Raw genomic sequence first — 20,051 nt, forward strand, 5'->3', positions numbered from 1 at the left:
CAGGAGCCGTAGAGCCAGTCGATGTGCCAGCTGTCCTGCCTTTCTCTTTTGCGGGTAGAGACTGGTCGGCGATGTCAGAAGCCGTAGAGCCAGTCGATGTGGCGGTGGTCCTGGGGATCCCGGCCGATCAGCAGCTCGTTGCGTAGCAGACGGGCGATGCCGTCGACATGCCAGATCTCGCCCCACACGCGCGCGGCGCTCTGGACCTGCCCCGTGCGGACGGCACGGGCGTCCTGCGTGGCAATCAGCGCTGTGGGCCAGTCACCCTGCTCGGCCAGCGCGGTGACGGTGTGGGCGTCCTCGATTGCCTGGCATGCGCCCTGAGCGAGGTACTGGAGCATGGGATGCGCTGCGTCGCCCAGCAGGCCCAGCCGCCCGTCGGTCCACCGGGTCGCCGGTGCCCGGTCGTACATCGGCCAGTATTTGTCCCGCCACAGGGAGACGAGTGACTTGCGCACGTGTTCGCAGCAGTGCGAGAACGCGTCGTCGACCTCATCGGGACCGCCCCACTCCGCTTCGCCACGCAGGAAGGCGGGGCTGCGGAAGACCGCCACCTGGTTCACCATCTCTCCGCGCCGCAGCGCATATTGCACCAGGTGGCACCCGGGGCCGATCCAGGCGACGACATCCTCCAGGTCGAGCTCGACCGTCAGATCGCCGACCGGAAGGGTGCCGCGATAGGCGACGTATCCGGAGGGGATCGGCTGGTCACCGACGATCTGGTCGCGCAGGGTGGAGTTGAGCCCGTCCATCCCGAGCACCGCGGCGCTCCTGTAGACGGTGCCGTCGGCGCAGCGGGTGACGGCGTCGTGCGCGGTCGACACCACACCGGTGACTCGCCGGCCGGTCTCCATCGCCACGCCGATCCGCCGGCAGCCCTCGAGCAGGATCCGGTGCAGGTCGCTGCGGTGCACGACGACGTAGGGCGCGCCGTACCGCTGCCGGAACTCCTCGCCGAGGTCCAGATGAGTCAGCTCCTCTCCGGTGACGGCGTCGCGTAGCACCAGCCGGCGGGGCTGTACTCCAGCCGCGACAACTTCCTCCAGCAGTCCCCATTCGGCGAGGATGCGCGTGGCGTTCGGCGCGAGCTGCAGGCCGGCGCCCACTTCGCCGAATTCCGGCGCCTGCTCCAGCAGTTGCACGTCGTGCCCGGCTCGCGTCAGCGCGAAGGCCGCCGCAAGGCCGCCGATCCCGCCACCGACGATGATCACTTCTCTGTTCACAGCCATCTCCCGAGGTCGGGGCCTGGAGCCCGGCCAGTCAGCACTGCCGCCAGTTCCGCGGCGGTGCCGGTCAGCGTTTGCGTGGGACTGCCCTCGATCCTCCATTGCCGGTTGCGGTCGGTGGGCGCGATGAGCAGTCCGGACGAGCGGGCCTGCCGGCTCCGCCACGCGGTCACGTCGTCGATCAGCGCGTCCAGCAGGTCCGCCGGGAAGTCCGCGAAGGAGGCCCCGTTGCTGAGGTCGACGGCGTGGATCCAGACCTCGCGGGTGCGCATCCAGCGGATCTCCTCCGCCCGCACCATGCGCCCTTGCACGGTGCGCACCCATGCCGACCAGCATTCCGTGGGCAGGAGGTGGTCAGCCTCGGCCAGCTCGTCGCGGCTGGCGGCGTACAGGGCGCGCAGTGCCGGCGCCTCCAGTCGCGCCCCCTCGGCGATCTCCGCGTCACGGGCCTGCCGGCTTGCGTACATGGGCGTCTCCTCGCCGGTGCGCGCCCAGCGCAGCAGCCGGACGAGGGCGCGCGCGTTGTGGGCGACATGCGCCACGACGTGCCGCCGGCTCCAGCCGGGCAACGCCGAGGCCATGTCCATCTCGGTGTCGCTCAGGGCGGCGAGCCTGTCGTCGAACAGCCGGGTGCCCTCGGCCACCCATTCCAAGGCGGTCATGAGGCGTGGGCCATGTTGATCAGCTCACCGATGCCGGAGATACGAGTCCTGAGCACGCTCCCATCGCGGAGGTAGCGTGGCGGTGTCCGCGCGTGCCCCACCCCTCCGGGAGTGCCGGTCGCTATGACATCGCCGGGCCGCAGTGTCACAATTCGCGAGATGTACGCGACGAGTTCCGCCGGAGGGAACACCAGATCCGACACGCGGGCACGCTGGACCAGCTCGCCGTCGATCTCGCAGGTGATCTCGGGGTCGGCCTCCAGTTCGTCGGGGGTCACCAGCACCGGCCCGAACGGTGTGCTCGCCTCCCAAGTCTTGCCCTGCAGCCATTGAGGAGTGCGGTACTGCCAGTCGCGGGCCGTCACATCGTTCAGCACCGAGTATCCGGCGATTGCGGCCTCGGCCTCGCCGGGGTCGGCGTTGCGCACCGTGGCGCCCACGATTACGGCCAGTTCGGCCTCCCAGTCCATGGCGGCCGAATCGGCCGGGAGCACGATCTCGTCGTGCGCGCCCACCAACGCGTCGGCGAACTTGGCGAACAACGTCGGGTATCGCGGCAGTTCACGTCCCATCTCCAGGATGTGGGTGCGGTAGTTCAGCCCGACGCAAATGATCTTCCCGGGGTGGGGGATGAGAGGAGCATGATCGGTGACGTCGTGTCGCGCGCCGTTCGCGTTCTCGGCCAGGAGCCGCCAGTCCGGCTCGGCGAGCAGCGCACCGAGGTCGGGGAGCCCTGTCTCCACAGCCGTCTCACCGTCGACGCGCACGGCCGCGGTGGTCCCTCCAACGCGCAAAGTGGCGAGTCTCATCGAGAGTCCTCTTCCGTCCGGTACAGGTTCAGCTGCTCGTAGATCGGGGTGTCACTGAAGCGGAACAGGTCCAGCCTGGAGTCGGCGGCCACGCGCAGCGGCTTCCACGACGGCACCACGATCAGGTCGCCCCGGTTGACCACGTGCTCGACGCCGTCGAGCACGGCCGTGCCGGAGCCGTCGAAGACATGCCAGATCGAGGATCCGACCTCTCGTCGCGTCGCGGTGACGGCACCCTCCCGGAGCCGGTGGAATTCCGCCCGGATGGTCGGCATGACGTCGCCGCCGGTCGTCGGGTTGGAGTAGCGCACGGCGGCGTGGCCAGGCTCCGCCGTCGCCGGGTGTCCCTCGTCCTCCAATGCCAGCTGATCGTCCAGGGCGCGGTCGGTGTGTCCCCATCGGTAGGCGGCGATCGGCGAACTGGGCCGGGGACCGGGTTGCGACACCGGACGCAGGCCGGGGTGCACCCACAGTCGTTCCGAGCGGGACACGTTCGGCGTCGCCTCGTTGGTGACCTCCTCGGGACCGAACTCGAAAAACCCAGCGTCGGTGTAGTGGACGAACGGGATGTCCAAGCCGTCCAGCCAGGTCATCGGGGAGTCGGTGACGTTGTGATGGCCGTGGAAGTTCCAGCCCGGCGTGAGGAGGAAGTCTCCGCGGCGCATGGCGACCGGGTCGCCGTCCACCACCGTCCAGACACCCTCGCCTTCGACGACAAAGCGGAAGGCGTTCTGGGAGTGCCGGTGCTCGGGTGCGACCTCCCGGGGCCCGAGGTACTGGATAGCCGCCCACAAGGTCGGGGTGGCGTACGGCCGACCGCCGAGACCCGGGTTCGCCAGGGCGATCGCCCGTCGCTCGCCCCCGCGGCCGACGGGGACCAGCTCTCCGGACCGCTGTGCCAGCGGATACAGCGTGGACCACTTCCATATGTGCGGCACAGCCTGAGGTGACGGGCTCATCGGCATGAGGTCCCCCACCTGCGTCCACAACGGGTTGAGGCCGGCCGCGGCGAAGTCGTCGTAGAGCTGACGGAGCCTGGCGTCCTCATGGGTATCGATCGTCATCGGTGCTCCCACCGGTTCGGTCTCTGAAGGTGCTCCGAACCGTAGGCAATAAATTCTGCTGTGTGAATACAATTCCGTTGTGAAGAACAAGCCTGCGTACCTGCTGGAGTCGGTGGACAACGCGCTCCATCTGCTGCAAATGCTCCGCGACCAAGGCCGCCTGAGGGTCAGCGAGGCCGCCGACGAACTCGGCATCGCTCGATCGAGCGCCCACCGCCTGCTGTCCATGCTCGTCTATCGCGACTTCGCCACCCGCGACGATCAACGCGGTTACCTGCCCGGCCCCGGACTGGCCGCCGCCCCCATCGCCGACCGGACATTCCAACTGCTGCGCCGCGCGATGCTGCCGCACATGGAGAGGCTGTGCTCACGCGTGGACGAGACCGTGAACCTTCTCGTCCGGGTCGGGACGCAGACGCGCTTCCTGGCCTCCGTCGAGTCGACCCAGGTGCTGCACGTGGGCGACCGGCAGGGGACCGTACTGCCCGCTCGCAAGACCTCCGGAGGCAAGGCCCTCCTCGCCGAACTGGACAGCGACGAACTGGCCGAGATGTACGGAAGCGACGAGGACTTCCCCCGCCTGAGCCGGGAGCTCGAATCGATCCGACGACAGGGCTACGCCCTGAACCTGGAGCACACCGAGACCGGGGTCGCGGCCATCGGCCGATGCGTGACCGACCGGACCGGCCGCGCCGTGGCCGCACTGACCATCTCCATACCCACGGTACGGTTCGGCAAAGGACGCGTGGAACCGCTGGCCGCCGAACTGCGGGACGCCACCGAGCGAGCCGGCCGGAACTTGCCGCCCCTCTGACCCACATTGTTCTTCAGTGTGGAATTCTGTTCACGAGCCAGAATTTTTCTCCTACGGTGTGACGCATTCAACAGCACCGGCGTGCTCCACTCGATTCCCGCACTACCTCGGGTGATCAGCACCTCAGCCTCTGGCGAACCGGATTGCACGCACCATCCCTAGGAGAAGTCATGCCGGAGACCTTTGTCCTCATCGTCGGTGCCTGGCACGGCGGCTGGACCTGGCGGCCAGTTGCCCAGCACCTGCGCGCGGCCGGCCACCGCGTCCTCACCCCCAGCCTTCCAGGCATCGCCGACGGTGCCGACCCCGAGCAGTACAGCCTCGCCGACGTGGCCGACTTCATCGTCGACCTGGTCGAGCGCCACGACCTGCGCGACGTGACGATGGTCGGGCACAGCTGGGGCGGCTACCCGATCACCGGCGCGGCTCCACGGCTGGCCTCACGGCTGCGCAAGCTCGTCTACTGGAGCGCGTTCGTCCCCGCCGAGGGCACGCCGCTGCTGGACGAGGTCCCGCCGGCCTACGTGGAGCTGTTCACCCAGTTGGCCGCGGCGTCAGGGAACAACAGCGTGACCCTCCCCTTCGACGTCTTCTCCACCGGGTTCATGCAGGACGCCGAGGAGAACATGCAACGGCTCGTACACAGCCTGCTCGCGCCCCAGCCGATGCGCTACCTGACCGAACCCGTCGCACCGGTCGACCCGGCGGCCCTCGGAGTTCCCGCCAGCTACGTGATCTCCAGCGAGGACATCTCGCTGCCGCCCGGTGAGTGGGGCTGGACTCCCCGGTTCCCCCAGCGCCTCGGCGACGTGCCCGTCATCGAGACACCCGGCAGTCACGAAGCCAACTTCACCCGCCCCGCCGAACTGGCCGAGGCGCTGCTCAAGGCATGACCGAACTGTTCATGGCCGACGTCGCGCCAGGGCACCCCGCGATGGAGACCGACGTCGCACCTCTGATCCTCGCGTTGCGCCCCGGGCTCACCCGGGACGCCTACGCGAAGTTCGCCGAGGAGGCCCACCGTCAGGGCCTGGTGTTCACCGCCGCCTACGACGCTGTCGGCCGGTGCATCGGCGTGGCGGCGCACCGGGTTCTGGCGACCAGCCGGGGCCGGCTGCTCTTCGTCGATGACCTGATCACGCATCCGGATCTCCGCTCCAGCGGCGTCGGCAGCCGGTTGATGGCGGAACTGGAGGCCCGCGCCCGCAAGGCCGGCTGCACGCGGATCGAGCTCGACTCCGGCATCACCAACCACGGGGCGCACCGTTTCTACCACGCCCGCGGAATGTCCATCGTCGCGCATCACTTTTCCCACGAAGTGCGAGCCGTCGACTAAGAGCTCGCGCGGATAGGCACGATGGAGAACCCCAGGAGCAGAACAGGCAACGAGCCCGGCGATCAGGTGGATGAACTACCGAACGTCGCGGGCGACGACATGGGCGCCCGCCGTGCTGCCCAGCACCACAATGGGCAGGTTGGCCAGGTCGGTACGGTCGTCGAGCCGCCACCGGGCGAAGAACGGGTCGGAGCCGTTAGGGTCTGTCCCGTAGATCTTGACCGCCTGACGGTCACGCTCCGATGAAGCTCACTGTTTCCGCCATGTCCGCGCGCTCGGTACGCAGCCGTGGCACGTCTTCCTTCTCGAACCCCACCGAGACACCGCAGAACAGTGCGAGCCTGTCATCGGCTCCGACTATGCGGCTGACAGTCTTGCGATACATCGTCCACATCACCTGGGGACAGCTGTGCAGCCCTTCCGCCCTCAGCAACAGCATGACCGTCTGTAGGTACATCCCCGCGTCCCCCCACTGCCCGGGCCCCATCGTCCGGTCGAGGTAGCAGAACAGTACGACCGGCGCCCCGAACGCCGCCGAGTTCAAGGCGGCGATCTTCATGGGCCTGTCGGGGTCGTCGCGCTCGATTCCCAGCGCTTTGTACCGCTGGGCAGCAGCGGCGGAAAAGCGGTCCAGATACGGCGAGGTCAGTTCTGCCGGGTACATCGGATACTCCCGCTCATCGCCCGGGTCTCCTGCCATTGCCCTGGCCGTCGCGTGCTTCTTCAGTTCGGCCAAGGGCTCACCGGCCACAACATACAGATGCCACGGTTGGAGGTTCCCGCTCGATGGAGCCCGCGTCGCTGCGGTCAGCACTCGTTCGAGTACTTCTTTGGGCACGGGCTCATCGCTGAACGCCCGCACGGCCCGGCGACTGTCCACGGCTTCATACACATCCATGTCTTCTCGTCCTCTCACTCATCGACGACCACCTCTCTACCGTCTAGGGAGTGTCGTCATTGAACCGGGTCACGGAGCCAGATCCTGATCGAGGTGACGTCGACGGTGCCCTGGTAGATGCGCTCGCGCTTGTCGGTGCGAAGGGCCACTGCGCGGTAGCCCTTCATCTTGTTGATGCACCGCTCGGCGGTGTTGCGCTCCTTGTACCGCTCGGCGTCGAACCCAGGCGGTCGCCCACCCTTACTGCCGCGCTTGAGGCGGTTGGCCTGCTGATCCTTCTTGATCGGGATGACCGCCTTGATGCCGCGTCGGCGCAGGTAGGCACGGTTGGCACGGGAGGAGTAGGCCTTGTCGGCCAGTACGCGCCCGGGACGTTTGCGGGGACGGCCCAGCCCGCGGCGCTGGATGCGCACACCCCCCAGCACACACCGGAAGTACGGACTGTCGCCATGCTGGCCAGGGCTGATGATCCGGGCGATCGGACGGCAACGCCGGTCGGCGACCAGGTGCACCTTCCTGCTCAACCCGCCACGCGAACGGCCCAGCGCCTCCCGTCCCTTCACCGGTTTGTGATCTACCCCGTCCCCCTTTTACGGAAATCGGCCGGCGGCGGGCTCCGGCGGCATGCTGATGGGCACGCACCACGACCCGGTACGCCGCCACTGGCCCGGCACCGACGACGGCTTTCGCCGCACTGTGCCGCTGGATCGGCCTGAAGTGACCCTTCGCCACCCAAGTGTCCAGGGTGCAGGATTTCCTGTCGATCCTCGGTGAGACCGCAGGGGTGCAGGCGACCTTCAATCCCCGGCGAGCGCGTCACCCGGCCTGGCTGCTCGCCGTGTCCAACGGCCGCCTCGTCTTCACCAGGCTGGCCTCGCTGACCGTCATCGTCCTGCTCCTGCTCCCGCCGGCCCGCGCCTACTTCCGCACGTGACGCGGCCGAAGGCGCCTGTCAAGAACTCACGCTCCCACTCGTCAAGAGCGGTCCCGACACGCGATCATGAACACCCGTGACAAAAAGATCATTTCCAGCGTCGCCGGCATCGTTCTCGGGGTCGCCGGCTGCTCCAAGACCGCGAGCAGCGAGCACTCCGTGAGCGTCTAGTGCACCAAGGGGGAGGGGAACTACTTCCGGGTCTACGGCTACTTCTGCTCCATCTCGAACTGCCAGTGGCTGCCGGGCAGCCTGGCCGAAAATGGTTTCAAGCGTGATGAGTGGCCCCACCTACGCGCGGTTGCTGGCTCCAGCGTGTGAGGAAGGGGACACGTTCCGGTGAGTTTTGGCTCCGGCCGAGGGGTTGTCGCAGGACCTATCGCGAGGCGCATTGTGCGAGAGCTGTTGCCATACGTTGTGAGAACAAAGATCAGGGACCGGACGCGGCCCGGCAGGGGTCTGTGATCTCCAGAACTACTCATTTCTGAGAGATGAGTAGTTCGTGCCCCTCCGACGCTGCTTTGCCGCGGCGACAGGCACCCAGGACGATCCACGGCGGCGAAGAGTAGCTGATCGCTGGCGTGGTACCGTCGCCGTGGAAGCCCGTAAGCGCTTGCCCCGGACGAGATGTGCGCCGTACCCGGCCTGCAAAGACGACGCACTCGAAGGAGACGTCATGGATGCAGGCATACCCTTGATCGATTTCACTGGAGTGACTCCACGGCCTTGTGCGCTGGATGTCCGGTGGATTCACGGCTCACCGTCGGCCAAGCACAACACCGATCCGGACATCCAGGTCCACGCGTACGACGAGCACACGTTCATCTTGCGGCAGAACATGGCGATCAACTATGAGGCGCCGTTCTTGTTCCTGCTGTTCGGGAACGCACGGGCGGTGTTGATCGACACCGGCGCCACGGCATCCGCCGAGTTCTTCCCCTTGCGCCGGGTGATCGATGAGCTCGTTGACGGCTGGCTCTGCCGCCACCCCCGGGAGGAGTACCACCTGCTGGTGCTGCACACCCACCCGCATGGCGACCACATCGCCGGCGACGATCAGTTCACCGACCGCCCCGACACCACGGTGGTCGGCGCGGACCTGGCCACCGCCTGGGAGTACTTCGGGTTCAGCACGGATCCCGACGCCGTGGCGCAGGTCGACCTGGGAGGCCGTGTGTTGGAGTGCCTGGCCACCCCGGGCCACCACGAGGCGGCGGTCACGTTCTACGACCGGTGGACCGGGTTCCTGCTCACCGGCGACACGGTCTACCCGGGCCGTCTCTACATCCAGGACTGGCCGGCCTTCGCCCAGACCATCGACCGCCTGATCGACTTCTCCGACCGCCGACCGGTCACCCACGTGCTCGGCTGCCACATCGAGATGACCCGGCAGCCAGGCGTGGACTACCCCGTCCGCACCACCTACCAGCCCGACGAGCCCCCACTGCAGATGACCACCGGGCACCTGCACGAGATCCGTGCGGCGATCAAGGAGATCGGCGACCGGCCCAGCCGGCGCGCCTACCCCCTCTTCATCCTCTGGCCAAACCCATGAGCCGCACGAACGCATCGGACCTCCTGCCTGATGCGACCTCGTCCCCGGCCACGATGCCTACGGACCGGCCGGTGACGCTGCCGCACCGGACCTCCGTCGTGTTCGGCTCGGCCTTCGTCGACATCCGCGATCCGCACAACGGGCTCGGCAACCCCTTCGCCGTCGTCATGGGCGCCGACGTCGGGGCTTGGGACGTGGGGCAGCGCCAGGAGCTGGCCCGCCGCACCGGTACCCCCGAAACCGTGTTCATCGACGCCGTCCGCGAACAGCGCGGGCCAGACGGCCCCTACGAATACGAGCTCAACCTCACTGTCCTGACCCCGACCGGCAGAGCACTAGGCGTGTGCGCCCACGGCTTCATCGGCGCCGCACACACGCTCGCCGAGGCCGGGCTCGCCAAGCCAGGCCACGACCTCCTGATCACCACGTCGGCCGGAGGCTCCGCACGCGCCTCGCTTCCCCGTACGCGAACGGTCATGCTGCACTTCGTCTCCCAAGAGCCCCGGATTACGCACGGCCACGAGCAGGCACTGGAGAAGATCTTCCACCTGCCACTGCCATCCCTGGCCGACGGTCTGCCGGTCCTGTCCGTCGGATCACCCAAGCTGACCATCGAGGTGACACCCGCCACCTTCGCGCGACTGCGCCGGGAACTGGACAGTCTGAACTACGACCGGTTGATGGCCCTGCAGCGCGAGCTGGACATCAACGGAATCCACCTGTTCTGCCGCAACAGCACGACATCGTTGCCCGAACACGTGATCCAGGTGAATGCGTACCTCGGCCGGAGCCTCGTCGTGGACCGGGCCACCGGCGTCTCGAGCGCGGCCCAGGTCAGCGCCGACCCGCACGTCAGCGACGGCCAGGAGCTACAGATCGCCCAGTACACCCAGGCCGGCCGCTCGGCAGTCCTCACCCTGACCAAGGGGAAGAGCCGCAACGTGTACGTGGGTGGCGCCGCAGTCCTGGTCGACCATCGAACACTGCAGTGAGCTGAGCAGATCGTTCGACTACCCGGCGGGCTCGGGCGGGACCTGGACCGGGCCCAGGCCGGGGTGGGTGAAGAAGTGGTCGAGCGCGGCCAGGTGGGCGTTGACGGTGTCGGCCTTCCGCTTGGCCACCGTCTTCAGGTGGGTCTTGTAGTCGCGGTGTGTCTTGGCCGGGTCGTCCGCCCCACGGCGTACCCGTCGGAAACACTCCCCGCGCCGGCGGGTTTCCGCCCGGATCCCACGGCGCGCGAGGCCCGCAGCAACGAGCACGCCCACCAGGGCGGCACTGGCCAGTGCGGGCACTGCGGACGCTACCCCGAGGCAGACGGAGCGAGGACATCGCGATGACCGACCACACCCGGGTCACCACCGAAGACCTGATCGCCGCAGGCCTGCTGCGCCGGATGCGGCTCGACGTCGCCGAGGCGATCCTGCCCGAGGTCCGCCAGGCCCGCACCGCCAAGGAATGGGATCGGTTCGGGGCCGCCGATGCCCTCTACGAACAGGCCGCACGCAAGGGCAAGAGCCGATGATGCTGGCGGCCGGCCGACTCGCCTGTGGTCGTGGCCGCGGGCAGCATCAGCAACAGCGTCCCCGCCAGTACGGCGGGCCCGAACGCGGTCGCGATCACCTGTGTCGGGCTCCGGAACCGTTCGAGGGCGGTCGACCCTCTCATCCCGCGCACCGCAGCTTGCCGGGCGGCACGAATGTCACGACCCAGACCGTATCGGGTGGGAACGGGGTGGTGACTCCGGGGTGAACCCGGGCCGGGCGGCGCACGTTTGCAGGGGCATGAGGAAACTTGTCGTGGCGACGGGCGTCCTGTTCGCGCTGTCGGGCTGCGCCGCCGAGCAGGAGTGCACCCTGATCGGCACTTCTGTCGGGATCTCGGTGCGCGTCGACGCGCCGCTCGCGGACAGGGTCTCGGCGGCCGAGCTGACGGCGTGCTGGAACGGCTCCTGCCGTACGGCGAAGGTGGAGCTGCACCCGGCCAGCGGCGTCGCGCGGCAGACCTGCGAGGGCGAGGCCTGCACGGCGGAGGTCGAGCCGACGGGCGGCAAGCAGGGGTTCGGGGACGTGGTGGGACTGCCCAAGGCGCCGGTGCGGGTGGAACTGCGGCTGAAGGGGCAGGGAGGCGAGGTCGTCGTGGAGCGGGAGCTGACCGTCACGCCCGAGAGCAGCTTCGCCAACGGCCCGAGCTGCGGCGAGGGCGGGCCGCAGGCCGCGATCGCCGTTTCGGGCTCGGGCGTGGTCAGCGACGGGGGATGACCGCGTGGCAGCGGGTCTGCATCAACGCTTACCTGAGGCGCGGGAGGCGATAAACCTGCGCGCTCGTGACGCCCGCCTTGAACCGCACCGCACTCGCCTCTTCCAACGAGCTGCGGCACAGCCTGCTGCCTTCAGCGACGTATCGGACCACGAACTCCCCGTCCTGAGGAGGCGCATCCATCCCACCAGCCAACGCGCGCAAAGCCGTCATGATCGAATATTCTCCACTACCAAGATCGGAATCGAAGGGGGAATCCGACAACTCACCCTGAACACCGACACGAGCATCGACAACAACGCGCGAACACCGACAGCTCAGCTGCAACCAACAGACCTGATCCGCCCCGAATACCGCGCCCTTCGAATAAGAACACTTCCCAGTGGTATGGGGAGGTGGCCGCCGTTCAAACCGGGCATCTGCGTCGCCTGGACTCCGGCGCGATCGTGGTCACCGTCCCCGGCATAGAGCGGTTGATCGTCTGCCGCGCCGCCTGGGAGGACGTCCTGGTTCACGCCGCCGACCAGCCTGGCGACGCCTTCGTCTTCCGGCCCAGGCGCGCCGCCCGGCACGCCAAGAACCTGTTCAGCTCCTGGGCAGCCCGCCACCGGCCGACCGGTGGCCTGCCCGCGCTGTCGGTGCGCCGGCTGCGCTCCTCGTGGATCGTCGAGTTGCTGAGCGCCCGCATTTCGGCGAAGCGTTGAAGGGCGAAATCCAGAGGCCACGTGACTGCCGGCACATCGCCGCGAGCGCCGCTCCAGCCCGGGCGTCCGGGCGTACCGCAGAGGGAGTAGCGGGTCTGCTCGGAAGAGCCACAAGCAAGGAACGCCGGACGCTACATCACTGACATGGGCTGGTTTGCATGATTGAGAAACGTCAGCGGCGGCCTGCCCGACTTTCTCAGTATGAATCTACAATGTAAAGGCGCTGGTGAGTGACAAACCGAGCGAGGGCTCCGACCGGCGGTTCCACCCGGACGCCTCGTCCCAAGGGATTTCGCGGCAGCCGTCACAAGCCTCGAGGCTGTCCGGTCTTAGCTGGTGACCGGGTGGCGACGAGGTGGCCCGGCGGGCGAAAGGGATCGTGATGAAGATCGTGGTAGTCGGCGGGACGGGCCTGATCGGGTCGAAGCTGGTGACGAAGCTGGGCGAGCATGGTCACGAGGCGGTGGCGGCGGCGCCGAACACCGGCGTCAACACGCTGACCGGCGAAGGGCTGGCCGAGGCGCTGGCGGGTGCGCAGGTGGTCATCGACGTGTCGAACTCGCCGTCGTTCGAGAGGGCGGCGGTGCTGAAGTTCTTCGAGACCTCCACGGGCAACCTGCTCGCGGCGGAGGCGGCGGCGGGCGTGGGGCACCACGTCGCGGTGTCGATCGTGGGCACGGAGCGGATGCCGGACAACGGCTACTTCGCCGCGAAGATCGCTCAGGAGCAGCTGATCGAGAAGTCAGGGATCCCGTTCTCGCTCGTGCACTCGACGCAGTTCTTCGAGTTCGCCCGCAGCATCGCCGACGAGGCCACAGTGGATGGCAAGGTGCACATGGCGCCCGTGCTGTTCCAGCCGATCGCGGGTGACGATGTGGCCCAGGCGATTGGCCGGACCGCGGTGGGGGCGCCGTTGAACGGCAGGGTCGAGATCGCCGGGCCGGAGCAGTTCCGGATGGATGAGTTCTTCCGCCAGGCGCTGGCCGCCTGGGATGACCCGCGCGAGGTGGTCACCGACCCGCACGCGCGCTACTTCGGCAGCGAGTTGAGCGAGCGCTCGCTGGTTCCGGGTGACGGCGCCGCCCTCGGCACGATCCGCTACCGCGACTGGCCCGGCCGGAACGCGACCGGAAAGTAGCCACGGGCGCTCACAGCTCACCTCCCTGCTGGCATCGCTTGCAGGCCGAGCTCGACCGCGCGGCGGACGGCGCTGACCATGGTGTAGGGGACCCGAACGAGGTCCACCCCGGGGGGCGCGCACGCGATGATCGTGGTCATCGAGTACCCGCAGGACGGCCAACCGTCCAGTGCAAAGACCGCCGCGCTCCTCGCCCGTCCTGAGCGCGGCCGAGCTGTTGCGGCATGACGAAACCTGTGAACTCCTGCGGAAAGGAAGCACATGAGCAACACGTTGAATGGAAAGGTCGTCCTCGTCACTGGAGCGTCGTCGGGCATCGGCGAGGCCACTGCGCTGGCCTTCTCAGCGGAGGGGGCCCGTGTCGCGGTCGGGGCGCGGCGCGCCGACCGGCTGGAGGCTCTGGTGCACAAGGCGCCCGGTGAGATGCTGGCCCTCGAACTGGACGTGACCGACCAAGAGTCGGTACGGGCCGCGGTCGCCAAGACCGTTGAGCACTTCGGCGCCCTGGACATCCTGGTGAACAACGCCGGGGTGATGCTCGCCGGTCCCATCGCGGGTGCGGACACCACGGAATGGACGCGCATGATCGACACCAACCTGCTCGGGTCGATGTACACGGTCCACGCGGCGTTGCCGCACCTGCTGGAGCGCAAGGGCGCCGTCGTACAGGTCTCCTCGACCTCGGGCCGGGTCGCGTCAGCCGGCAACGGAGCCTACGCCGCGACCAAGTTCGGCATCACCGCCTTCTCCGAGGCGTTGCGGCAGGAGGTCACCACCCAGGGCGTGCGTGTCGTGGTCGTCGAGCCCGGCTTCGTCGCCACCGAACTGGCCGACCACATCACGGACCCCACGATGCAGGCCGCCGCCCAGAACATGGCCGCCTCCATGCGGACCCTGCAGCCCGATGACATCGCCAATGCTGTCGTGTACGCGGTCACCCAGCCGGAGCACGTCGCGGTCAACGAGATCCTCATCCGCCCGACCGACCAGACCCGGTAGGGGAGTGACACCGGCCCTGGGCAAGGGCGACCTTCGCCACGCCGGGACGCGCCACGGCCCGGCGCTGACGGCTGGACGTCCTAGCGGGCGAGGTCGGCGGCCAGCAGTTCTTCCAGTTCGGCGAGGTCGCCGGTCTCCGCCGCGGCGAGGAACGTCCGTACGAGGCGCCGGTGCGCGGTGGTGCTGATCGGGTGGCGTCGCTCGGTGGCGAGGTGGTCGCGGGCGCGTCGCACGAGTTGTCGCGCGTGGTCCTCGCCCAGGTGGAGGATCTCGGAGATCCGGCGGTAGGGGTAGTCGAAGGCTATGCGCAGGAGATAGGCCGCGCGTTCGGCGGGGGACAGTCTCTCCAGCAGCAACCAGAGCGCGGTGTTGACCGCCTCGCGTCGTTCGGCTGCCGTCTCGGGGCTGACAGAGCGGTCCGACGTCTCGGGAAGCCAGGGGCCGGCGGAGGTCTCGTGGCGCCTGCGGGCGGATTGGGCGACGTTGATGGCGAGCCTGGTGGTGGTCAGCGCGAGGAACGCGGACGGGTTGTTGACGATCGAGCGGTCGGCGCGGGCCCATCGCAGCCACGTCTCCTGCACCACGTCCTCGGCCTCGCCCACGTCTTGCAGGATGCGCAGGCCGATCGTGAAGAGCCGGGGCGCGGCGCTGACGAACGCCGAAGCGGCTGCGTCCCCTCTGCTGATCGACCGGTCATCGGTCTGCTCCGCGTGGTCGCTGCGCGACTCCAACAGGTTCATGGTCACGATCCAGGCTCCGTTCGCACCCCAGCATCCGGCGATGCCACTGCGATCACGGTCGTTCCTCAGGCCCCTCCATCGCGCCCTGGGGAGAGCCTGGTCGGTACCCTGGCCCGGACCACTGGGCCCCGTGGTAGGCCCCCCGGGGGCGGTGACGAGCTGCCGACGCCACCGCGGACCTCGGCCGATAGGGGCTGACGGTCATCGTCTCCGTGATCACGTTGTCCGCCGAGCCGGTCGACACGGTAGGCTGCCCGTCGATCTGAGACGTAGCGCCGTAGCCTCCTACGTTCGGCAGTCATCGGTCAACGGGCAAACGGTCGGCGGGGGGCCATGGCAAGCAGAAGTCCCGGGGTGCAGCTTCGTGGGCGGCAGACCGAGTGCGAGACGCTGGATCAGCTCGTGGCGACGGTGCAGGCCGGCCACAGCTCGGTCCTGGTCCTGCGCGGCGAGGCCGGCATCGGCAAGACGGCGCTGCTGGACTACGCGCGCAGCAGCGCGTCCGGCTGCCGGACAGCCAGAGTGGTGGGCGTCGAGTCCGAGATGGAGCTGGCCTTCGGCGGGCTGCATCAGCTGTGCGCCCCGTTTCTGGATCGTCTCGGTCGCCTGCCGGAGCCGCAGCGTGACGCGCTCAGGACGGCGTTCGGCCTGAGCGCGGGAACGCCACCGGACCGCTTCCTGATCGGGCTGGCGGTGCTCAGCCTGCTCGCCGAGGTGTCGGAGAAGGAGCCGCTGGTCTGCCTGATCGATGACGCCCAGTGGCTGGACCGGGTCTCGGCGCAGATTCTCGCCTTCGTCGCGCGGCGCCTGCTCGTGGAGCCGGTCGGGCTGGTGCTCGCGGTGCGCGAGCCCGGTCTCGAAGAGTTGTCGGGGCTGCCGCAGCTCGAGGTGGGACGGTTGAGCGACAGCGACGCCCGCGCCCTGCTGGACTCCGTGACTCCTGGACGACTCGACGAGCGGGTCCGGGACCGGATCGTCGCAGAGACGCAGGGAAACCCGCTGGCCCTGCTCGAGCTGCCACGGGGATTGACGCCTGCGGAGCTGGCAGGTGGGTTCGGGCGGCCTGACGCGCGGCAGCTGGCCGGCCAGATCGAGGAGAGCTTCCTGCGGCGGGTCCAGTCGCTGCCGGCCGAGACGCAGCAGCTGCTGCTCATCGCCGCGGCCGAGCCGGTGGGCGATGTGACCTTGTTGACACGAGCGGCAGAGCTGCTGGGAGTCGAAGCGGCGGCGGCAGCGCCGGCTGAAGCGGCGGGGCTGATCACCATCGGGACCCGGGTGCGTTTTCGTCATCCCCTCGTGCGCTCAGCGGCCTACCGCGTGGCGGTCCCGCAGAACCGGCAGAACGTACACCGCGCGTTGGCCGACGCGACCGATCAGCAAGCCGATCCCGACCGCCGGGCATGGCATCTCGCCAACGCCACGGCCAGCCCGGACGAGACGGTGGCCGCCGAGCTGGAGCGTTCCGCCGATCGGGCGCAGGCGCGCGGCGGAGTCGCGGCGGCGGCCGCGTTCCTCGAGCGGGCGGCCGAGCTGACCCCCGATCCCGCACGCCGCGGAGCCAGAGCGTTGGCGGCGGCACGGGCCAAGTATCAGGCCGGCGGTTTCGACGCCGCGCTCGAGCTGCTGAACGCTGCGGAACTCAGCCTCCCGGACGAACGCGGACTCGCCCATGCCAAGCTGCTGCGCGGTCAGATCATGTTCGCCTCCACAAGTGGCGGCGCCGCCTTGCCGCTGCTGCTCAGGGCCGCCAGGCAACTCGAGCCGCTGGACCCCGGACTGGCCCGCGAGACCTACCGTGACGCGCTGAACGCGGCCATGACGGCCGGCCGCCTGCCGAGCGGCGCTCAATTGGTGGACGTCGCCAAGGCGACGCTCGCCGCACCGCCGGGGCCGCCACCGGAGCGCAACGATCTGTTCCTCAACGGCGTGGCCACACTGGCCACTGAGGGTTACCCGGCGGGCGTGCCGATGGTGCTGCAGGCCCTGGACGCCTTCCGCACCCAAGGGGTCTCCAGGGAAGAGGGCCTTGGCTGGCTCTCGTTCGCGTGCCGCATGGGCCATAACGTCTGGGACTTCGACAGCTGGTCGCAGCTCTCGGCGAGGCTGGTCGACCTGGCACGCGGAACGGGGGCACTGTCGGTGCTGCCGTTCGCTCTCCATATGCGCGTGTCGAATCGGGCACTCGCCGGCGAGCTCGCCGTCGGCGATGCGCTGCTCGCCGAGGCGGTGACGGTCGGTGAGGTGACGGGCAGCCGCTTCTTCGCCCTGTGGGCGGCCCTGGTGCTCGAGCCCTGGAGGGGCCGGGAAGCCACGACACGCCGGGTGATCGAAGCGGTCACGCGAGAACCGGCCCTTCAAGGCGAAGGCAAGCTGGCGACCGCCCCCCAATGGGCGAGCGCGGTGCTCTGCAACGGCCTCGGTCGCTACGAGGAGGCGTACGCCGCCGCCGAGCGAGGCTCCGGGCATCCACAGGAGCTCGGCGGCCCGTACAACAGGTCCTTGATCGAACTCGTCGAGGCCGCAGTCCGGACCGGAAGGCCGGCCCGCGCCGCCGAAGCCGCCCAGCGGCTCGACGAGATGGCACAGGCCAGTGGCACCGACTGGGCCCTCGGCACCTCGGCGGGCGCGCGTGCCCAGGTGAGCGACGGCCCGGCCGCCGAGACTCTGTACCGTGAGGCGATCGACCGGCTCGGCCGCACCGAGGTCCGGACGGCACTCGCCCGCACCCGGCTGCTCTACGGTGAGTGGCTGCGGCGGGAGAACCGCCGCGCCGACGCACGCGAGCAACTGGGCATCGCCTACGAGATGCTCAGCCAGATGGGGGCCGAGGCGTTCGCGGAACGCGCCCGGCGCGAGCTGCAGGCCACCGGCGAGACGGTACGCAAGCGCACCGTCGAGGCGCGCGCCACGCTCACCCCTCAGGAAGCGCAGGTAGCGCGCCTGGCCGGTGACGGGCTGACGAACCCCGAGATCGGTGCTCAGCTCTTCATCAGCCCGCACACCGTCGAATGGCACTTGCGCAAGGTCTTCGCGAAGCTCGGCATTGTGTCCCGCAAACAGATCAGCACCACGCTGCTCGAAGGCACGGCGACCACGGCCTGACCCGCGACCGTGTCGGGTGCCGATGTCCACTGGTCGGTATTCCTCTCGATCCCCGGTGTCACGGATTCAGGCGCCGCCCGGTCTAAGTGGGCGAGTCACTTCGAACCGTGGTGAGAGAGATGGAATCCGCATGAACGACAACATCCTGGAGCCGGCGGCGCAGGAGCTCGCCGAGGCGACCTCCAAGCCCCCGTTCCTGTACGAGCTGGGCACCGAGGGCGCGCGCAAGGTGCTGGACGACCTCCAGTCCGCCCCGATCGACAAGCCCGACGTCGATGAGAAGTGGATCACGGTGCCGGCCGAGGTCGGCGACGTGCGGGTGCGGATCGTCAAGCCCGCCGCGTCGTCCGGCCCGCTCCCGGCCGTCCTGTACGTCCATGGCGGCGGCTGGGTGCTGGGCAACGCGGGCACCCACGACCGGCTGGTACGCGAGCTGGCCGTCGGAGCGGGCGCAGCGCTGGTCTTCGTCGAGTACGACCGCTCGCCCGAGGCCCGCTACCCGGTCGCGATCGAGCAGGCGTACGCCACCGCCCAGTGGATCACCCGTCACGGCGTGGCAGAGGGGCTGGACGCGTCCCGGCTAGCGGTGGCCGGCGACTCGGTCGGCGGCAACATGACCGCCGCGCTGACCATCCTGGCCAAGCGGCGCGGCGACGTGACCTTCGTGCACCAGTCGCTGTACTACCCGGTCACCGACGCCGCCCAGGACACCGAGAGCTACCGCGAGTTCGCCGACGGCCCGTACCTGACCGCCAAGGCGATGGCCTGGTTCTGGGACGCCTACACCACCGACCCCGCCCAGCGCGCCGAGATCACCGCCTCACCGCTGCGCGCCACCCTCGACGACCTGGCCGGCCTGCCGCCCGCGTTCGTCGTCGTCGACGAGAACGACGTGCTGCGCGACGAGGGCGAGGCTTATGCCCGCAAGCTGACCGCAGCCGGCGTGCCGACCGCCAGCGTCCGCTACAACGGCACGCTGCACGACTTCATGATGCTCAACCCCGTCCGCTCCACCTCGGCGACCGGCGCCGCCATCGCCCAGGCCATCGAGGTCCTCAAGACCGCCCTGACCACCGGAAAGGCCGGCTCATGAGCGAGCAGCCCGTCATCGTCCTGGTCCACGGCGCCTTCGCCGAGTCGGCCGGCTGGAACCGCGTCATCCAGCGCCTGCACAGCAACCGGCTCACCGCCGTCGCCGCGGCCAACCCGCTGCGCAGCGTGGAGGGCGACGCCGCGTACGTGCGCGACGTGATCGCCGGCATCGGCCGCCCGGTCGTCCTGGTCGGCCACTCCTACGGCGGCATGGTGATCACCCAGGCCGCGGCCGGCAACCCGGCCGTCCGCGCCCTGGTCTACGTCGCCGCCTTCGCCCCAGAGCCCGGCGAGAACGCGTTCCTGCTGTCCGGCAAGTTCGAGGGCAGCACCCTGGCCGGCGCGCTGGAGGCCTACCCGGTCGCCTCCGGCGGCAACGAGTTCCGCATCGCCGCGGACAAGTTCCACCACCAGTTCTGCGCCGACCTGGACGCCGACGAGGCCGCCCTGATGGCGGCGACCCAGCGGCCGGTGACCGAGCGGGCGCTGACCGACGCCCTGACGGCGGACGGGCCCGCCTGGCGCACCACCCCGTCCTGGTTCGTCCACGGCGAGCGCGACCTCAACATCCCGGCCGCGGCGCTGCGCTTCATGGCAGAACGTGCCGGCTCCCGCGGAACCCGCGAGGTCGCCGGCGCCTCACACGCGATCGCCGCCTCGCAGCCCGACGCCGTGACCGCCGCCATCCTCGACGCCGCCCACCACACGCAGGAGTGACGCTC

Annotated in this window: 21 protein-coding genes, 1 pseudogene and 1 riboswitch; of the genes and pseudogenes, 14 read left to right on the forward strand and 8 right to left on the reverse strand. The window is 69.1% G+C overall.

Translation table 11 applies throughout. From position 1 onward, the window contains the following. Positions 1 to 74: 74 nt before the first annotated feature. From ABN273_RS39635 to ABN273_RS39650, 4 genes are read right to left on the reverse strand one after another with little or no spacing between them, the layout of a single operon-like run. On the reverse strand, positions 75 to 1,223 hold the full coding sequence (locus ABN273_RS39635; protein WP_349454424.1) for an FAD-dependent oxidoreductase: 1,149 nt from the start codon (positions 1,221 to 1,223) through the stop codon (positions 75 to 77). Next, entirely contained in the window at positions 1,220 to 1,888 is a 669-nt protein-coding gene (locus ABN273_RS39640) for a maleylpyruvate isomerase family mycothiol-dependent enzyme (protein ID WP_349454425.1), read from the reverse strand. Before ABN273_RS39640 ends, ABN273_RS39635 begins: the two co-directional genes overlap by 4 nt. Beyond that, on the reverse strand, positions 1,885 to 2,697 hold the full coding sequence (locus ABN273_RS39645; protein ID WP_349454426.1) for a fumarylacetoacetate hydrolase family protein: 813 nt from the start codon (positions 2,695 to 2,697) through the stop codon (positions 1,885 to 1,887). Before ABN273_RS39645 ends, ABN273_RS39640 begins: the two co-directional genes overlap by 4 nt. Beyond that, on the reverse strand, positions 2,694 to 3,761 hold the full coding sequence (locus tag ABN273_RS39650; protein WP_349454427.1) for a cupin domain-containing protein: 1,068 nt from the start codon (positions 3,759 to 3,761) through the stop codon (positions 2,694 to 2,696). The genes ABN273_RS39645 and ABN273_RS39650 overlap by 4 nt, the downstream gene beginning before the upstream one ends. Before the next feature lie 79 nt (positions 3,762 to 3,840). On the opposite strand from ABN273_RS39650, the gene ABN273_RS39655 reads away from it, so the two are divergent. The 3 genes from ABN273_RS39655 to ABN273_RS39665 all read left to right on the forward strand — a co-directional run bounded on the left by ABN273_RS39655 (position 3,841) and on the right by ABN273_RS39665 (position 5,911). Further along, positions 3,841 to 4,575, forward strand: a complete 735-nt coding sequence (locus tag ABN273_RS39655; protein ID WP_349454429.1) for an IclR family transcriptional regulator — start codon at positions 3,841 to 3,843, stop codon at positions 4,573 to 4,575. A 170-nt stretch (positions 4,576 to 4,745) separates the two neighbouring features. After that, positions 4,746 to 5,468 carry an alpha/beta fold hydrolase gene (locus tag ABN273_RS39660; protein WP_349454431.1) on the forward strand — a complete coding sequence of 241 codons (723 nt, stop codon included), beginning with the start codon at positions 4,746 to 4,748 and terminating at the stop codon, positions 5,466 to 5,468. Further along, positions 5,465 to 5,911, forward strand: a complete 447-nt coding sequence (locus ABN273_RS39665; protein WP_349454433.1) for a GNAT family N-acetyltransferase — start codon at positions 5,465 to 5,467, stop codon at positions 5,909 to 5,911. Before ABN273_RS39660 ends, ABN273_RS39665 begins: the two co-directional genes overlap by 4 nt. A gap of 232 nt (positions 5,912 to 6,143) precedes the next feature. On the opposite strand, the gene ABN273_RS39670 is transcribed toward ABN273_RS39665, so the two are convergent. Together ABN273_RS39670 and ABN273_RS39675 are read right to left on the reverse strand one after the other, a co-directional pair. Further along, on the reverse strand, positions 6,144 to 6,809 hold the full coding sequence (locus ABN273_RS39670; RefSeq protein WP_349454434.1) for a nitroreductase: 666 nt from the start codon (positions 6,807 to 6,809) through the stop codon (positions 6,144 to 6,146). A 56-nt stretch (positions 6,810 to 6,865) separates the two neighbouring features. After that, positions 6,866 to 7,375 (reverse strand): annotated as a pseudogene (locus ABN273_RS39675) (IS5 family transposase); the annotation flags it as partial. Between the two features lie 179 nt (positions 7,376 to 7,554). On the opposite strand from ABN273_RS39675, the gene ABN273_RS39680 reads away from it, so the two are divergent. From ABN273_RS39680 to ABN273_RS39690, 3 genes are all read left to right on the forward strand, one after another. After that, a complete protein-coding gene (locus ABN273_RS39680) occupies positions 7,555 to 7,743 on the forward strand; it encodes a hypothetical protein (protein WP_349454436.1) in 189 nt (62 codons plus the stop codon). 595 nt (positions 7,744 to 8,338) lie between these two features. After that, positions 8,339 to 8,406, forward strand: a riboswitch (guanidine-III (ykkC-III) riboswitch). A gap of 13 nt (positions 8,407 to 8,419) precedes the next feature. Continuing rightward, on the forward strand, positions 8,420 to 9,298 hold the full coding sequence (locus ABN273_RS39685; RefSeq protein WP_349454438.1) for an MBL fold metallo-hydrolase: 879 nt from the start codon (positions 8,420 to 8,422) through the stop codon (positions 9,296 to 9,298). Between the two features lie 71 nt (positions 9,299 to 9,369). Beyond that, positions 9,370 to 10,290: a PhzF family phenazine biosynthesis protein gene (locus ABN273_RS39690; protein ID WP_349454440.1), complete on the forward strand. Its 921-nt coding sequence runs from the start codon at positions 9,370 to 9,372 to the stop codon at positions 10,288 to 10,290. 18 nt (positions 10,291 to 10,308) lie between these two features. On the opposite strand, the gene ABN273_RS39695 is transcribed toward ABN273_RS39690, so the two are convergent. Next, positions 10,309 to 10,590: a hypothetical protein gene (locus tag ABN273_RS39695; protein WP_349454442.1), complete on the reverse strand. Its 282-nt coding sequence runs from the start codon at positions 10,588 to 10,590 to the stop codon at positions 10,309 to 10,311. A 41-nt stretch (positions 10,591 to 10,631) separates the two neighbouring features. Between ABN273_RS39695 and ABN273_RS39700 the strand changes: the two genes are divergently transcribed. From ABN273_RS39700 to ABN273_RS39720, 5 genes are all read left to right on the forward strand, one after another. Further along, positions 10,632 to 10,820: a hypothetical protein gene (locus ABN273_RS39700; protein ID WP_349454443.1), complete on the forward strand. Its 189-nt coding sequence runs from the start codon at positions 10,632 to 10,634 to the stop codon at positions 10,818 to 10,820. Positions 10,821 to 11,079: 259 nt separating this feature from the next. Next, positions 11,080 to 11,556 carry a putative periplasmic lipoprotein gene (locus ABN273_RS39705; protein WP_349454445.1) on the forward strand — a complete coding sequence of 159 codons (477 nt, stop codon included), beginning with the start codon at positions 11,080 to 11,082 and terminating at the stop codon, positions 11,554 to 11,556. Between the two features lie 393 nt (positions 11,557 to 11,949). Beyond that, on the forward strand, positions 11,950 to 12,258 hold the full coding sequence (locus ABN273_RS39710; RefSeq protein ID WP_349454447.1) for a hypothetical protein: 309 nt from the start codon (positions 11,950 to 11,952) through the stop codon (positions 12,256 to 12,258). Positions 12,259 to 12,640: 382 nt separating this feature from the next. Beyond that, on the forward strand, positions 12,641 to 13,396 hold the full coding sequence (locus ABN273_RS39715) for an SDR family oxidoreductase (protein ID WP_349454448.1): 756 nt from the start codon (positions 12,641 to 12,643) through the stop codon (positions 13,394 to 13,396). A 261-nt stretch (positions 13,397 to 13,657) separates the two neighbouring features. Continuing rightward, positions 13,658 to 14,395 (forward strand): SDR family NAD(P)-dependent oxidoreductase, encoded by a 738-nt coding sequence (locus ABN273_RS39720; RefSeq protein ID WP_349454449.1) that lies wholly within the window; start codon positions 13,658 to 13,660, stop codon positions 14,393 to 14,395. Between the two features lie 80 nt (positions 14,396 to 14,475). On the opposite strand, the gene ABN273_RS39725 is transcribed toward ABN273_RS39720, so the two are convergent. Next, positions 14,476 to 15,135 (reverse strand): sigma-70 family RNA polymerase sigma factor, encoded by a 660-nt coding sequence (locus ABN273_RS39725; protein WP_349454527.1) that lies wholly within the window; start codon positions 15,133 to 15,135, stop codon positions 14,476 to 14,478. Between the two features lie 354 nt (positions 15,136 to 15,489). Between ABN273_RS39725 and ABN273_RS39730 the strand changes: the two genes are divergently transcribed. From ABN273_RS39730 to ABN273_RS39740, 3 genes are all read left to right on the forward strand, one after another. Continuing rightward, entirely contained in the window at positions 15,490 to 18,237 is a 2,748-nt protein-coding gene (locus ABN273_RS39730) for an ATP-binding protein (protein ID WP_349454450.1), read from the forward strand. A 130-nt stretch (positions 18,238 to 18,367) separates the two neighbouring features. Further along, positions 18,368 to 19,330, forward strand: a complete 963-nt coding sequence (locus tag ABN273_RS39735) for an alpha/beta hydrolase (RefSeq protein WP_349454452.1) — start codon at positions 18,368 to 18,370, stop codon at positions 19,328 to 19,330. Then, the gene (locus ABN273_RS39740) at positions 19,327 to 20,046 is read left to right on the forward strand and encodes an alpha/beta fold hydrolase (RefSeq protein ID WP_349454453.1); all 720 of its coding nucleotides are present in this window, start codon (positions 19,327 to 19,329) and stop codon (positions 20,044 to 20,046) included. The genes ABN273_RS39735 and ABN273_RS39740 overlap by 4 nt, the downstream gene beginning before the upstream one ends. The last annotated feature ends 5 nt before the right edge of the window (positions 20,047 to 20,051 follow it).

It is taken from the genome of Nonomuraea sp. B19D2 (genome assembly GCF_040137845.1).
In the GTDB taxonomy this organism is placed as follows: Bacteria; Actinomycetota; Actinomycetes; order Streptosporangiales; family Streptosporangiaceae; genus Nonomuraea.

Bases quoted from the DNA above. Each gene is read 5' to 3' on its own strand.
- ABN273_RS39640 (WP_349454425.1), bottom strand. From the start codon at position 1,888: ATGACCGCCTTGGAATGGGTGGCCGAGGGCACCCGGCTGTTCGACGAC.
- ABN273_RS39645 (WP_349454426.1), bottom strand. From the start codon at position 2,697: ATGAGACTCGCCACTTTGCGCGTTGGAGGGACCACCGCGGCCGTGCGC.
- ABN273_RS39650 (WP_349454427.1), bottom strand. From the start codon at position 3,761: ATGACGATCGATACCCATGAGGACGCCAGGCTCCGTCAGCTCTACGAC.
- ABN273_RS39660 (WP_349454431.1), top strand. From the start codon at position 4,746: ATGCCGGAGACCTTTGTCCTCATCGTCGGTGCCTGGCACGGCGGCTGG.
- ABN273_RS39665 (WP_349454433.1), top strand. From the start codon at position 5,465: ATGACCGAACTGTTCATGGCCGACGTCGCGCCAGGGCACCCCGCGATG.
- ABN273_RS39670 (WP_349454434.1), bottom strand. From the start codon at position 6,809: ATGGATGTGTATGAAGCCGTGGACAGTCGCCGGGCCGTGCGGGCGTTC.
- ABN273_RS39685 (WP_349454438.1), top strand. From the start codon at position 8,420: ATGGATGCAGGCATACCCTTGATCGATTTCACTGGAGTGACTCCACGG.
- ABN273_RS39700 (WP_349454443.1), top strand. From the start codon at position 10,632: ATGACCGACCACACCCGGGTCACCACCGAAGACCTGATCGCCGCAGGC.
- ABN273_RS39705 (WP_349454445.1), top strand. From the start codon at position 11,080: ATGAGGAAACTTGTCGTGGCGACGGGCGTCCTGTTCGCGCTGTCGGGC.
- ABN273_RS39715 (WP_349454448.1), top strand. From the start codon at position 12,641: ATGAAGATCGTGGTAGTCGGCGGGACGGGCCTGATCGGGTCGAAGCTG.
- ABN273_RS39720 (WP_349454449.1), top strand. From the start codon at position 13,658: ATGAGCAACACGTTGAATGGAAAGGTCGTCCTCGTCACTGGAGCGTCG.
- ABN273_RS39725 (WP_349454527.1), bottom strand. From the start codon at position 15,135: ATGAACCTGTTGGAGTCGCGCAGCGACCACGCGGAGCAGACCGATGAC.
- ABN273_RS39735 (WP_349454452.1), top strand. From the start codon at position 18,368: ATGAACGACAACATCCTGGAGCCGGCGGCGCAGGAGCTCGCCGAGGCG.
- ABN273_RS39740 (WP_349454453.1), top strand. From the start codon at position 19,327: ATGAGCGAGCAGCCCGTCATCGTCCTGGTCCACGGCGCCTTCGCCGAG.